A 12743-nucleotide genomic window follows, 5' to 3' on the forward strand; every position below is an offset into this window, starting at 1 on the left:
CCTCCAGAACCAAATTGCACCTTGATTATGTTATCGATAACAGTTAAGTCAAGAACAATAAGATCCGGCACAGACAGCGACACCCGGGCACGCCCCGGGCAGGCGGATCACGCCGGCCCAAGGGAAGGAGACAATCATGTCAGACATGTTCAGGCTCGACGGCAAATATGCGCTCGTGACAGGTGCGAGCCAGGGCATCGGCAATGCGCTGGCCTGGGGACTTGCGCGGCAGGGTGCGACACCGGTGATCAATGCGCGCAACCGCGACCACGCCGAAGCAGCCGTTGCAGAATTTGCGGCGAAGGGTTTTGCGGCGCATGCAGCGATCTTCGACGTCACCGACAAAAAAGCCGTCGACGCGGGTGTCGAAGCCGTTGAAAGCACGATCGGACCGATCGAAATTCTGGTCAACAATGCCGGCATTCAATATCGCACGCCGCTGGAGGACTTCCCGGAAGAACAGTGGCACCGCCTGCTGGAGACCAATATTTCCGGCGTATTCTTCACCGGACAGGCCGTTGCCCGGCACATGATCCAGCGCGGTCACGGCAAGATCATCAATATCTGCTCGGTGCAGAGCGAACTGGCACGGCCGGGCATTGCCCCCTATACCGCCACCAAGGGCGCAGTGCGCAACCTCACCCGTGGCATGTGCACGGACTGGGCAAAATACGGGCTGCAGATCAACGGTATCGCGCCCGGCTACTTCAAGACCCCGCTCAATCAGGCGCTGGTCGACAATCCTGAATTCACCGCCTGGCTTGAAAAGCGCACGCCTGCAGGCCGCTGGGGCAATGTCGATGAACTGATCGGCGCCTGCGTCTATCTTTCATCGCCAGCCTCTTCCTTCGTCAACGGACACGTTCTTGCCGTCGATGGCGGCATCACCGTGAGTGTCTGAGATGGTCAATCGCATCGTCGTGATGGGGGTCAGCGGTTGCGGGAAGTCTTCGGCCGGACTGCGGCTTGCCGAACAGCTCGGCGCGCGCTTCATCGAGGGCGATGACCTGCATCCCGCAGCCAATGTCACAAAGATGCGCACCGGCATTGCCCTTGGCGATGAGGACCGAGCCCCGTGGCTTGCAAGGGTCGGTGAAGAACTGGCTAAGGCAACGGACGAGACAGGCGTTGTCATCGCCTGTTCGGCACTGAAAAAGGCCTATCGCGACCTGTTGCGCGGGCTTGCCGGACCGGAGCTGCGTTTCATCCACCTCGCCGGATCGCGCGCGCTGCTGGCCGAGCGGATGGCAAACCGGCCGGGGCATTACATGCCGGTGTCGTTGCTTGACAGCCAGCTTTCAACCCTTGAACCAACAACCGGCGAACAGGACGCAATCACGCTAGACTGCGCCCTTCCGCCGTCCGCGATAGAACAGGCATCACTGGCCTTTCTGGCGACCAACAGGAGGAGTGACGCATGAGCGAGACAGTTGCCGTCATCGGTGCGGGCATCATGGGCACCGCAATCGCCACACGACTGATTGAAACCGGCAAGACCGTCGTGGCTTTCGATCTGGACAAGGCCAGGCTTGCTGCCCTGACCGAAAAAGGAGCGACCGCGGCAGGCTCTGTCAGACAGGCCACCCTTGAAGCCAGCTTCGTGATCCTGAGCCTCAATCACGCCGATATTGTCGAAGCTGTCGTCTTTGGCGATGACGGCGTGGCCGAAGCGGGCAATGCCGAAAAAATGCTGATAGACATGTCTTCGATCGACCCGGTAGCAACGGCGAAAATGGCAAAGCGCCTCAGCGATCAGACCGGCATGGCATGGCTCGACTGCCCGCTTTCAGGCGGGGCGCCGGGGGCTCTTGCCGGCCGGCTGACGGTGATGGCCGGTGGCGAGCAGCAGGATTTCGAGCGGGCACGGCCGGTCATGGATGCACTTTGCGCCAACTACACGCTCATGGGCGGCAGCGGCGCCGGCCAGACGACCAAGCTGATCAACCAGCTTTTCTGTGCCGTTCTGTTCCAGGCGGTCGCCGAAGCCGTCAAGCTGGCTGAAGCCGGTGGCGTCGATGCGCGCGCCATTCCCGCAGCCCTTGCCGGCGGCCGTGCCGACAGCAGGATCATGCAGGAATTCATGGCAAAATTCGCAGCACGCGATTTCACCCCGACTGGTCGGATCGACAATATGCTGAAGGATCTCGACAGCCTGCAGGCCTTCGCACTGAAAACCAGAACGCCGCTGCCGATGACCGGCCAGGTCACCGAAATTCACCGTCTGCTGGTCGCTGCCGGCCTTGGCCCGCGCGACAGCGCCGAGATGATGCGGCTGCTGGATGGGACTGCCTCAGACGCATAAGGCAGGGCTTCCGCGCCAGACGGGGTACGGATGCCCATGCGGGACGAGGCCCGCCAGCGACAGACAGAACACAGAAAATCAACCCCTTACCGGGCCGGAACTGGAGGAAACGACATGATCATTCGTTACGCATTGTTTGAAGGCAAGGTGCACGAAGGCCGCGAAAGCGACTTCCGCGCCTATGTTGAGGAAAAGCTGGTACCGCTGTGGCGGCAATTTCCAGGGGCCGAGGACGTCCAGGTCTATTTTGGTGTCGAACGGGATGACGGCGCGCCCGAATATGCACTGATGATGGCAATCCGCTATCCCGATCTCGAACAGGTCGCCAAAGCGCTTCAGTCCGATGTCCGCTTTGAGAGCCGCGACGTCACGCAAGGTCTGATGACCATGTTTACCGGCCGCATTCACCATCACGTTCTGGATGGCAAGCAATATTCACCGGCCTGACCTGCCCTGCCAACCGGCGGGCATGGATTGACCGATACGGCCCGCCGCACTCAAAGCTTCATCCGGATCGTGGCGCTGAGACCGCCAATCGTCGCTTCGGACAGCACGATCTCGGCGCCGATCCGGTGGGCAACCGTTGCAGCGATGGAAAGGCCGAGCCCCGCGCCGTGGATCGCCCCCGACAGATCCGCCCGCCGCTTGCCACGCCGGAACCGCTCGAACAGCGCGTCGCGGTCGTCCGGCGCGACGCCCGGCCCGTCGTCTTCGACGACGATCAGCAGCATGCCATCGTCACGCCGGCATGACATCGTCACCGTCGAGCTGGCATAGCGGATGGCGTTCTCGAGCAGATTTCCAAGGATCATCTCGAAATCTTCCGGCCGGCCGACAAGAGAGACCGGTTCAAGCTGAAGATCCAGTTCCTTGCGCGCTCTGACGGCCTGCGGATAGAGTTCTGCGGCAATGTTTGCGAGCACCGAATCCACCGAAATGCGCCTGGCTGCGGCCAGCATATCGGTTTCGGCCCGGGCCAGCGCCAGAAGCTGACTCACCAGCCGCGTGGCACGGTCAACACCGAGCCGCACCCGGCCAAGTGCCGCCCGCGATGCCTCATCCATCCCCTGCAGGTCGACGGTATCGAGCTGTGCCCGGATCGCGGTCAATGGCGTGCGCAATTCATGACTGGCATCGGCAACGAAGCGGCGTTCCTTCTCCAGCGCATCCTTCAACCGCAAGAACAGATCATTCAGCGCCCGGGTGACAGGCAACAGTTCTTCGGGCGTATCCTCCGTTCCGATCGGGTCAAGCGCATCGGGATTGCGCGCGGCAAGTTCCTCACTCAGCGCCAGAACCGGTCGCAAACCGCGCCTGAGCGCCGTCAGGAGCAAGACCAGCGTCGCGGTGATGCCGAGCAGCATCGGCACCGCCCCGCTCAGGGCCACGGAAAAGACCGTCTCCCACATCTCGTCGCGGCGCAGCCCGGCATAGACCTCAATCTTGCCGGAAGGGGAAATGGCATGTTCGAGAAACCAGAAACGGTTCTTGTCCATGGTCTCCGGGCTGTTGGGGGTGCGAATGACCACCCGCCCGGACGAGCGTACGATGACGAAGTAATTCGGATTGTGCCGTGAATGCAGGGTCTGCTCGAGCGAGGCTTCCGAGATTTTCTCCTTATCGAGGACCGTCGCGACAGTATTGGCCAGAAGCGACAGCTGGTCGATATAGGATTTGTGAAGATCATACCAGGTTCCCAGCACGATGAAGGCGGAGGCAAATACCCATATGGCTGCGAGAACAAGGGTGATCTCGCGCATGAGAAGGCCGCGCAGGCTGCGGACGGGCGGGAGAAGGCGCTTGATCATGGCATCATATAGCCCACGCCACGCAGGGTTCTGATCCTTTGGGCGCCGATCTTGCGCCTAAGCGATGACACCAGCACCTCGATCGTGTTGCTCTCGGCCCCCTCGCCCCAGCCGTAGAGCATATCGGCGATCTGTTCTTTCGACACGACCCGCCCGCGCTGTTCGGCAAGATAGATCAGAAGTTTGAACTCCTGACCGGGCAAGGTCAGCGCCTCGCCGTCCAGGGTGGCACTATAAGCCTGAAGATCGATGGTCAGGCCGTCACAGGAAATGAGGTCATTGATCCGTCCGGTGGCCCGCCGCGCCAGCGCACGGGCGCGGGCGCGCAATTCATCCATATCGAACGGTTTCAGCACATAGTCATCGGCGCCGAGATCAAGCCCACGGATGCGGTCCGCCACCCCATCGCGTGCCGTCAGGATCAAAACCGGCACGTGATCGCCCCGCCCGCGCAGCCCGCGCAGGATATCGAGCCCATCAGTGCCCGGCAGGCCAAGATCCAGGACAACGAGGTCATAGCCGCCGGCGCGCAACACCGCTTCGCCTTCGGTTCCGTCACGCACCCATTCCACCTGGGCATGATCAAGGGCAAGGCCACGCTGAATGGCATCTCCCACCAGATCATCATCCTCAATCAGCAAGGCTTTCATTCATGCGGCCTTCCCGCCCCCGGACGAAAGGCTTTGGGCATGTCTGAAACGGCATGCTGATGGAGCTTGACGGCCAGGCGGCGCATTCGCCAGATCTGCTGGATGATGACGGGAAGCGGAACGGTCGCGAAAATGTCGCGCAGCATCAAAAGGTCGGCCCTGATTCCGACCCAAAGCCCCTGTTTGGCTGATTTGAGCGGACTTTCAACCTCGGGCCAGCGCACAATCGCGATCCGGGCGCCCTCATCGATCCAATGGGCATTCATGGCGACTTCCATTCCAAAACCAGGCAGGCGCATCAGTTCTGCTTCCGTCCCCAGAAGGTGACGCGGCAGGACACGTTCGCCCGAAATATAGTCGATCCCGATCACTTTCCAAAGCCATGGCGCATTGCGCCTCAGGCTGATGGAGACATCCGCCTGCCCGCGCAGAACCGGACGGATCAGCCGGGTGAGCGCCGCCCGCGTCAGCCCGACAAGATCACTGTCGAGCAGCAGGAGATGCTCAAAGCGCGCCGCATTCAGTCCAGCCGCCACGGCAGCACTTTTGCCGCCGTTCGTCGCCAGCACAATCAGCCGCGCGCTTTCAAACCGGCGCACGACCTCGGCGGTGCCATCACTGGAACCATCATCGACGACAATCACCTCGTCGATCAGCGGATGATCGATGACCGATGACAGGACAGCGCCGATCCGCGGCGCTTCGTTATGGGCCGGAATGATGCAGCTTATTCCCTGGCGCATTTTCGCCTCCATAAAAACCAGACAAGCCCCATCAGAACGAGCACGATCAGGATGATCCAGCTACCGCGCCCTATCCAGCTGTCGATCTGCTTGTAGGCGTCGCCGGCAAAATAGCCGAGCACCATCAGCGCGATGGTTTTCGGCACCGTGCCGATCAGGTTGTAGACAAGAAAAGCGAAAACCGGCATGCGCGCCGCGCCTGCAGCGGCCAGAATGGCAGACCCTGCCGAGTGGGTGATCTTGCCGAACAGCAGCGTCCGCCCGCCACGTTCCCTGAAATGCCGGGCAAGCTTTGCACGCCGGCCGGGCCTGAGCCCCATCCGGCGCTTCCATTTCTCCGGCAGCCGGTGCAGCCCGTAGCGGCCGATACTGTAATAGCCAATATCGCCGACAAGATCAGCCAGCACCAGGATGACGCCGAGTGACCAGAGATCGAAAATGCCCTGGCGCGCCAGATAGGCGGCCAGCACCGTCACGATCGGCCCCTCGAAGATCGCCGCGAAGGCAACCAGCCAAAGGCCGTGATCCGAGAGGAAGGTGATGATGGTATCAAGCGGGATCATCGGCCAGCCCCATGGCATTGCCGCGCCACTCAAAGCCGCGCCGCGCCCAGGTCGCAACCCAGATCAGAGGCAGCAGCAGATCACGCAGCACCATCGCAGTGATGTCGCGGGGGCCTGCAGGCCATCCGGCGAGCCGTGCCAGCGCCGCCTCGACAGCAAACCAGCCGATGACGAAGGGGATCCCCCAGATTGCAGGCACAGCGATCAGAAGCGCAATCAGCGGCGGCAGGAAACCCATCGTCAGTTCCAGCAGGAAAAGCCCGACGAAACCGGCACGGCGCACCCGTGACCAGCGGATCTGCCGGTCCCAGACAGTCCTGAAGCTGCGGCGTCCGATCGGCTGAACAAAGGCATGCGGCGCCAGGCGGACTTTTTTACCCTCGGCGCGGACAAGCTTGGTAAAAGCGACATCCTCGGCCAGATCGCTGCCAAGCGCGCCAAGTCCGCCGGCTTTGTCCAGAAAGGATTTTTCGACAAACAGCGTCTTGCCCTGCGCAAAGCCCAGCCCAAGGCTGTCAGCAGACAGTTGCCAGCGGGCCTGGTGGCCGTTGAGAAAGGCGCATTCGAGCGATCCCCAGAGATTTTCCGGGCGCGCGCCTGCAGCCGGGCTGGAAACAAGCGCGCAATCCGGGGTCCAGGCCAAAAGCAGCGTCTCTAGAAAATCCGGCGGCAGCAGCAGATTGGCGTCAACCATCGCCACGAAGCGTCCCTCGACTTCCGGCCAGCCCTTGAGCAGATTGTCAAGTTTCGGATTTCCGGTCTCCCGGTCGTCACCGATCAGAAGACGGGCAGGCCGGGCGGGATGAAGCGCCATCATCGCCCGCAAGGCAGCACAGGCGGGATCATCAGCGCGCGCGGCACAGAAAATGATGTCATAATCGGGATAATCGAGCAGAAAGCTACTTTCCAGGGTTTCAATATCACTCGGATCAAGCCCGCAGACGGGCCGCAAAACCGTTACCGAGGGCTGGCCGGCCAGGCGACCGGCTTTTCTGGGGCGATAGCGCCATGCCGTCAGCATGGCGGTTGCAAGATAGAGCCCGGTCAGAAGAACCATGATGAAAAGTGCTGCAGTCGTCATTGTCGGTACCTGTTCCGGCCGCCTGAGCCGCGTTTGCATCCAAAGGTTCCCGCCCCAGTGATCGATGCGCCCCGGCCGTCTTCGGCCTTTGGACCATCTGTCGTCAGCCTGATCATATTATGTGAGTCGGTGCTGCAGTATTTTCCAGACGGCATTGCCGCTGAAATTTGCTATCCCCCTCATACCGCATGGGTTTCGCCCTCGACGATCTCCCGATGCCGGCGGCGGCGGAAGACCGGATCGGCCGCATGGCTCACGCTCTGCTTGAGAAGCTGCAATGCCCCGTCTTCACGCTCGGCAATCGCGGTGAAATTCTGGATCCAGTCGCCGCAATTGGCATAGACCGTATCGTCGATCTCTCTCAGCGCCGGCTGATGAAAGTGACCGCAGATGACACCGTCCAGCCCTTTCGCCTGCGCCTGGCTGACAAGTCTCTTTTCGTAGCTGCGGCGTGGATAGCGCAATTTGTTGAAAGACGAGATCAGATAGTCCGTCGCCCGGCGCTCGTGCGGCTCGGCGAAACCGGCCCTGGCCCTGATTTTGAACTCAACAACGCTGCAGGCGCGCTCGATATGATGTCCGGCGCTGACCAGATGGGCATTGTTGAACAGCGGGACATCCTGGCCATCGCCGTGAACGACAAGATAGCGGCGCCCATCGGCGGCCTCATGGATGGCATGGGACACCGGACTGACCGGCAACCGCATCGCCGCCGGTGCGGTTTCGGGATGAGGATCGTGGTTGCCGCTGACATAGACAAATTCGGCGCCCTCAACGAACCGCTTTCTGAAATAGGATATCACCTCCATCTGCGCCGTCGACCAGGTTGGCATTCTGGGAACCCACAGATCGAGAATATCGCCGACAAGCACATATTTGTCGGCGGGATTATCGCGAAGAAAGCGGATCACATAATCCGCGCGTGATCCGAAGTGACCGAGATGGAGATCCGACAGAAACAGCGTGCGATGGCACGTGGTGTCCTTGATGGCATAAGGCAACATCTTGTTCTCACTTCGCTAAAGCGCAGCCATGAACTGGAATGAACTGCAATTTTCCGTCCAGGCTTCCGGTCAACTGACCTGATAGACCGCAAATGTGAGATAAAGCTGAAGACGTCAGCGAAAGCCGACACTTATGGCTGCAACAGAGTGCCGCGTCCCGGCGCATGTCATTACCGCTACAGCAGGATGATCAGCAGCGCCGAAAGCGTGAAAAAGGCTCCGATGATCGAGGTCAGCATGGCGATGGAGGCCATGCCCTCATGCCCGACCTCCTGGGTGAAGATCGCATACATGCCGAAAATCGGCATGGCGGACGACAGAATCAATGCGCTGAACAGCCTCGGATCGGAAAAACGGCAGCCGAAAAACGCAAGGCAGGCCGCCATCACCACAGCCAGCGCCGGAAAGATCAGAAGCTTGGCCGAGGCGACAAGTACCGCGTAGTTCAGGTGCCCGCGCAATGGCAGCCCGACCAGCGTTCCACCGATGAAGAAGAGTGCCACGGCCGGCGTCGCCTGGGCGATCATGTCGACAAGGCGGACAAATGCATGGGGCAGCGGAATGCCAAGCAGAGCAACGGCCAGCCCGGCAAACATGCCGAGGATCATCGGCTTGGTGAGGATGCTCTTCAAGAGCCGCCGCACCATTGCAAAAGGCGTCGGGCTTGCCACCGTCTGCGCCTGCTCCAGAAGCATGAGCCCCAGCGGCAAGAACAGGAAGTTCTCCACCACCACATTCATGGCAAAGACGGGTGCTGCGATCTCAGGCAGCGCCAGAAGCAGGATCGGATAGCCAATATAGGCAGAATTCGGCGTGCTGGCGCCAAGGGTTGCGGCCGCACGCCGGGTGCGTTCGGCACCGGCGATGGAGACAGCCAGCCAGATCAGCCCCATATTGACGAGCCCGCAGACCGCATAGATCGAGAGATAGAGCGGCTGGGTGAAATCGCTGCGATCACTGCTGGTCACCGCGCTGAACAACAGCGCCGGCAGGCAGACATTGACCACAAACCGGCCCAGTCCGCTGATATCACTCTGCGCGACCAGACCTTTGCGCACCGCGCCATAACCAACCGCGATCATCGCGAAAACCGGAAAGATGATGCCGAGAACTGTAAGCATATGAGAACATGACCACTCCGGGGCCGGACCTTTGGGTCAGCGGAGACGGCATCAACAGCAGCCGGCCTTGCCGCTAGACAGGGGGAACGGTGAAATATGTGAATGCGTCACCTTAGCGATTTTCGATCCGCCCGTGAAGTACCGTCGCACGTCCTGCCTTACGAAGCGTACCGGCCCGAAAACCGCTGTCGATTTTCGGGCCGATGCGCTAGGCGCTTGTCATCTCGCCCCGTTCGATCTGAAGCTCGCGATCGGCAATCGCAGCCAGCAGCTTGGGTGTGGATTCAGTGATGAACAGCGCCAGATCCGAGCGCTCCTTGCGCAGTCTTGAAAGCGTATCGGCATATTCAAGTGCCAGTGCCGGGGCCAGACCCTGAAATGGCTCATCAAGAAACAGAACCTTGTCAGCCACCATAAGTGCGCGACCAAGCGCCACCATCTTGCCCTGCCCGCCGGACACGCCGCCACCGGGACGCGCGCGCATCGTGTGCAATTCGGGCAGGAAGGCATAGACTTCCTCCAGCCGGCGCTTGCGCTCGGCGGGCTGCATCCTGATCGCCAGGGCCGGCAGAAGAATATTGTCTTCAACCGTAAAATTGCCGATCAGCCGCCGGTCTTCCGGCGCATAGCCGATCCCCAACCGGGCGCGATCATGGCTGGGCATGTCCTGAATTTCACGGCCCTCAAGCCTGATCGTGCCGCTGTTGCGTTCAATCAGGCCCATAATGGCGCGCAGGGTCGTGGTCTTGCCCGCGCCATTGCGACCGATCAGAACGGTGCAAAGCCCGGCCGTCAGTTCAAGCTTCACCGCACGCAGCACCTGAACACCGGCAATTTCGACCGAGAGGTTTTCAACCTGAAGCATCATGCCACTCCAATCACGTTTTCAAGCACGCGCGGGTCCTTCATCACTGCGGCAGGTGTTCCCTCGGCCATGATGCTGCCAGCGTTCCAGACAACGACGCGGTCGGCATAATTTTCAACGATGTCCATGTCATGTTCGACAAACAGCGCCGTGACACCTTCCGACTTCATCGCCTTCATCAGCGTATCCATCAGCGGGAAACGCTCCAGCGCCGAAACGCCACTGGTTGGCTCATCCAGCAGCAGAAGCTTTGGCCGAAGGGCCATGGCGACCGTGACATCGGCGAGCTTGCGCAGGCCTTCCGGCAGCGTGCCGGCAATCGTCTCGGCATGTTGCGAAAGGTTCAGGAGTTCCAGCAGCTCTTCCGCTTCGCGGCGGTAGGCCGGCCGGTCGAGCGGATGCAGGATATGCCAGATGCCGCGGCGCGCCGCGATCGCCAGCATAACATTTTCAATCACCGAGTGATCGGTGAAAAGCTGTGGAATCTGGAAGGCACGGGCAATGCCGCGTCGCGCAATCGCCCGCGGTTCCATCCGGGTGATCTCCTGATCACCGAGCATGACCCGCCCTGCGACCGGACGGACATAGCCGGTGCACAAATTGAGGAAGGTGGTCTTGCCGGAGCCGTTCGGTCCGATAATGGCAACGAATTCACCCTCATTGATCGTCAGGCTGACGCCATCGGCCGCGCGCACGCCGCCAAAGGCGACCTGCAGGTTCTCCGCTCTCAGAAGTGGCTTTGTCATAGCTGCGGCTCCTTTGCGTGATCCTTCTGGCCGGCGACATTTTCGACGAGACCGTAGAGACCGCGCGGCAGGAAGAAGATCACCACCAGAAGGGCGATGCCGACAATCATGTTCCAGGCCTCAGCCGCATAACCGACCGCCACGGTATGCAGGATTTCAAGAAAGATGGAACCGAGGAACGGCCCGGCGATACCGGCAATGCCGCCGAGAACGGCCGTCAGCACCAGATGGCCCGATTCCGTCCAGAAGGCGAATTCCGGCAGAACATGGCCGATCGACATGGCCCCGATGGCACCGCCGATCCCGGCCAGCGCTGCGGAAAGCGTATAGGCGAACAGAAGCGTCGCCCGGGCCGATACGCCGAGATATTCAAGCCGCACCTCGTTGGAATGAACCGCCGACAGCGCGTGGCCGAGCGGACTCTGAAGGTAGCGATGCACCAGAAAGCCGATGACCAGAACCAGGACCAGCGCAACATAATAGAGCAGCGTATCGGAGGCAGCCTTGCCGAGCTCTACACCGAAGACAGTCGGCACCGGAACACCGATGCCATCCGTGCCGCCGGTGATCGCGTAAAGCTTGGACACCAGCGAGAAGATCACCATGGAAATCGCCAGGTTGAGCATGGCGAAAAAGATCGCCCGGTAGCGAACCAGAAACAGGCCGAAGACGAAGCCGAAAAAGGCCGATACGACGACGGAGAAGATGATCAGCAGTGCCATATCGTGAATGCCGAGGCGCGTCGCCATGAAGGCGGTGGCATAGGCACCGATGGCATAGAACATCGCATTGCCGAGCGAGATCAGACCGGCACGCAGAAGCAGCATCACGCCAAGCGCGGCAAAGCCCTTGGCAACGGCAATCGTCAGCACGAATTGCGAATAGGGAAACAGAAGCGGCAGGAGCGCCAGGAGAATGAAGCCGATGCCGATGATGAGGGAGAGCTTCTTCATCAGATCTTCCTCGACGTATTGCTGCCGAACAGACCGTAGGGCCGCCACAAAAGCACGATCAGCATCACCAGATAGGGGGCAACGGCATCAAGCGCGGGGGCAAAATAGATCGCCAGCACCTTGGCAAGCGCGACGATGATCGCAGCGACGGCAGCACCTTCCACCTGGCCGAGCCCGCCAATGGCGGCAACGGCAAAGGCAAGCACGGTTGTATCCGCGCCAAGCCCCGGCGCGACACCGCTGGTCGGCGTTGCCAGCGCGCCGCCGAGCGCAGACAGGAAAATCCCAAGCGTGAAGGCGATCATGAAGATGCGGTTGGTGTTGATCCCCATGGCCTGGGAGACTTCGCGATCGGCCACCACCGCAGCCAGCAGCTTGCCCATGCGGCTGTTGCGGATGAAAAGCCTGAGACCGACCAGCACGACGACGGCGAGAACGATCAGCAGGAGCTGGTAATTGAGATAGACAATCCCGCCGAGGTCGGTAATGCCAAGCAGCGACATCGGCGTATCCTCGTAAAGCGAATCCACGCCGAAAACCATGCGCTGCAGATCTTCAAGAATGAGGAAAAGCGCAAAGGTGACGAGAACCTGCACGGCTTCGCTTTTGCCATAGGTCCAGCGGATCAGCGTGTTTTCGATCAGCGGGCCAAACAGGACCGCGACAAAGATCGCCGAAAGCAGCAGCGCGGGAAAGGTCAGCCATGCCGGCAGGCCGGCGCTGACAACAAAGAGGCCCACAGAGGCCGCTACATAAGCGCCGATGGAATAGAAACTGCCATGGGCAACATTGAGAATGTTCAGCACGCTGAACACGAGCGTAAGCCCCACGGCAACGAAGAAGATCAGCGCCGCATTGGCGAGGGCGTCGACGGCGAGCGGTATCAGAGTTTGCAACATATCCCGGG

General features: G+C 60.8%; 15 protein-coding genes. 4 read left to right on the forward strand and 11 right to left on the reverse strand.

Annotated features, from left to right (window positions below; genetic code table 11):
• The first annotated feature begins 136 nt into the window (after positions 1-136).
• From HCK86_RS15280 to HCK86_RS15295, 4 genes are all read left to right on the forward strand, one after another.
• Entirely contained in the window at positions 137-901 is a 765-nt protein-coding gene (locus HCK86_RS15280; protein WP_176085328.1) for an SDR family oxidoreductase, read from the forward strand.
• A 1-nt stretch (position 902) separates the two neighbouring features.
• The gene (locus HCK86_RS15285) at positions 903-1421 is read left to right on the forward strand and encodes a gluconokinase (protein ID WP_176085329.1); all 519 of its coding nucleotides are present in this window, start codon (positions 903-905) and stop codon (positions 1419-1421) included.
• Positions 1418-2302: an NAD(P)-dependent oxidoreductase gene (locus HCK86_RS15290; RefSeq protein ID WP_176085330.1), complete on the forward strand. Its 885-nt coding sequence runs from the start codon at positions 1418-1420 to the stop codon at positions 2300-2302. The genes HCK86_RS15285 and HCK86_RS15290 overlap by 4 nt, the downstream gene beginning before the upstream one ends.
• Positions 2303-2416: 114 nt before the next feature.
• A complete protein-coding gene (locus tag HCK86_RS15295; RefSeq protein ID WP_176085331.1) occupies positions 2417-2749 on the forward strand; it encodes a hypothetical protein in 333 nt (110 codons plus the stop codon).
• 50 nt (positions 2750-2799) lie between these two features.
• Here the strand turns inward: HCK86_RS15295 and HCK86_RS15300 are convergent, their stop codons facing one another.
• The 11 genes from HCK86_RS15300 to HCK86_RS15350 form a co-directional block, all read right to left on the reverse strand.
• Positions 2800-4110, reverse strand: coding sequence for an ATP-binding protein (locus HCK86_RS15300; RefSeq protein WP_176085332.1), 1311 nt, complete (start codon positions 4108-4110; stop codon positions 2800-2802).
• Positions 4107-4760, reverse strand: coding sequence for a response regulator transcription factor (locus HCK86_RS15305; protein WP_176085333.1), 654 nt, complete (start codon positions 4758-4760; stop codon positions 4107-4109). The genes HCK86_RS15300 and HCK86_RS15305 overlap by 4 nt, the downstream gene beginning before the upstream one ends.
• Entirely contained in the window at positions 4757-5503 is a 747-nt protein-coding gene (locus HCK86_RS15310) for a glycosyltransferase (protein ID WP_176085334.1), read from the reverse strand. Before HCK86_RS15310 ends, HCK86_RS15305 begins: the two co-directional genes overlap by 4 nt.
• Entirely contained in the window at positions 5488-6066 is a 579-nt protein-coding gene (locus tag HCK86_RS15315) for a VTT domain-containing protein (protein WP_176085335.1), read from the reverse strand. The genes HCK86_RS15310 and HCK86_RS15315 overlap by 16 nt, the downstream gene beginning before the upstream one ends.
• On the reverse strand, positions 6053-7147 hold the full coding sequence (locus HCK86_RS15320) for a glycosyltransferase (protein WP_176085336.1): 1095 nt from the start codon (positions 7145-7147) through the stop codon (positions 6053-6055). Before HCK86_RS15320 ends, HCK86_RS15315 begins: the two co-directional genes overlap by 14 nt.
• A gap of 179 nt (positions 7148-7326) precedes the next feature.
• The gene (locus HCK86_RS15325; protein ID WP_176085337.1) at positions 7327-8151 is read right to left on the reverse strand and encodes a UDP-2,3-diacylglucosamine diphosphatase; all 825 of its coding nucleotides are present in this window, start codon (positions 8149-8151) and stop codon (positions 7327-7329) included.
• A 176-nt stretch (positions 8152-8327) separates the two neighbouring features.
• On the reverse strand, positions 8328-9272 hold the full coding sequence (locus HCK86_RS15330; protein WP_176085338.1) for an AEC family transporter: 945 nt from the start codon (positions 9270-9272) through the stop codon (positions 8328-8330).
• A gap of 208 nt (positions 9273-9480) precedes the next feature.
• The gene (locus HCK86_RS15335; protein ID WP_176085373.1) at positions 9481-10137 is read right to left on the reverse strand and encodes an ATP-binding cassette domain-containing protein; all 657 of its coding nucleotides are present in this window, start codon (positions 10135-10137) and stop codon (positions 9481-9483) included.
• Positions 10137-10883 carry an ABC transporter ATP-binding protein gene (locus tag HCK86_RS15340; RefSeq protein WP_176085339.1) on the reverse strand — a complete coding sequence of 249 codons (747 nt, stop codon included), beginning with the start codon at positions 10881-10883 and terminating at the stop codon, positions 10137-10139. The genes HCK86_RS15335 and HCK86_RS15340 overlap by 1 nt, the downstream gene beginning before the upstream one ends.
• Positions 10880-11836, reverse strand: a complete 957-nt coding sequence (locus tag HCK86_RS15345; RefSeq protein WP_176085340.1) for a branched-chain amino acid ABC transporter permease — start codon at positions 11834-11836, stop codon at positions 10880-10882. The genes HCK86_RS15340 and HCK86_RS15345 overlap by 4 nt, the downstream gene beginning before the upstream one ends.
• Positions 11836-12735 (reverse strand): branched-chain amino acid ABC transporter permease, encoded by a 900-nt coding sequence (locus HCK86_RS15350; protein ID WP_176085341.1) that lies wholly within the window; start codon positions 12733-12735, stop codon positions 11836-11838. Before HCK86_RS15350 ends, HCK86_RS15345 begins: the two co-directional genes overlap by 1 nt.
• Between the last annotated feature and the right edge of the window lie 8 nt (positions 12736-12743).

The sequence above is a fragment of the Martelella sp. HB161492 genome (assembly GCF_013184775.1).
Lineage (GTDB): Bacteria > Pseudomonadota > Alphaproteobacteria > Rhizobiales > Rhizobiaceae > Martelella.

Coding starts and splice junctions, on each gene's coding strand:
- HCK86_RS15310 (WP_176085334.1), bottom strand. CDS start 5,503: ATGCGCCAGGGAATAAGCTGCATCATTCCGGCCCATAACGAAGCGCCG.
- HCK86_RS15295 (WP_176085331.1), top strand. CDS start 2,417: ATGATCATTCGTTACGCATTGTTTGAAGGCAAGGTGCACGAAGGCCGC.
- HCK86_RS15305 (WP_176085333.1), bottom strand. CDS start 4,760: ATGAAAGCCTTGCTGATTGAGGATGATGATCTGGTGGGAGATGCCATT.
- HCK86_RS15335 (WP_176085373.1), bottom strand. CDS start 10,137: ATGCTTCAGGTTGAAAACCTCTCGGTCGAAATTGCCGGTGTTCAGGTG.
- HCK86_RS15330 (WP_176085338.1), bottom strand. CDS start 9,272: ATGCTTACAGTTCTCGGCATCATCTTTCCGGTTTTCGCGATGATCGCG.
- HCK86_RS15315 (WP_176085335.1), bottom strand. CDS start 6,066: ATGATCCCGCTTGATACCATCATCACCTTCCTCTCGGATCACGGCCTT.
- HCK86_RS15290 (WP_176085330.1), top strand. CDS start 1,418: ATGAGCGAGACAGTTGCCGTCATCGGTGCGGGCATCATGGGCACCGCA.
- HCK86_RS15340 (WP_176085339.1), bottom strand. CDS start 10,883: ATGACAAAGCCACTTCTGAGAGCGGAGAACCTGCAGGTCGCCTTTGGC.
- HCK86_RS15320 (WP_176085336.1), bottom strand. CDS start 7,147: ATGACGACTGCAGCACTTTTCATCATGGTTCTTCTGACCGGGCTCTAT.
- HCK86_RS15345 (WP_176085340.1), bottom strand. CDS start 11,836: ATGAAGAAGCTCTCCCTCATCATCGGCATCGGCTTCATTCTCCTGGCG.
- HCK86_RS15285 (WP_176085329.1), top strand. CDS start 903: ATGGTCAATCGCATCGTCGTGATGGGGGTCAGCGGTTGCGGGAAGTCT.
- HCK86_RS15280 (WP_176085328.1), top strand. CDS start 137: ATGTCAGACATGTTCAGGCTCGACGGCAAATATGCGCTCGTGACAGGT.
- HCK86_RS15300 (WP_176085332.1), bottom strand. CDS start 4,110: ATGATCAAGCGCCTTCTCCCGCCCGTCCGCAGCCTGCGCGGCCTTCTC.
- HCK86_RS15325 (WP_176085337.1), bottom strand. CDS start 8,151: ATGTTGCCTTATGCCATCAAGGACACCACGTGCCATCGCACGCTGTTT.
- HCK86_RS15350 (WP_176085341.1), bottom strand. CDS start 12,735: ATGTTGCAAACTCTGATACCGCTCGCCGTCGACGCCCTCGCCAATGCG.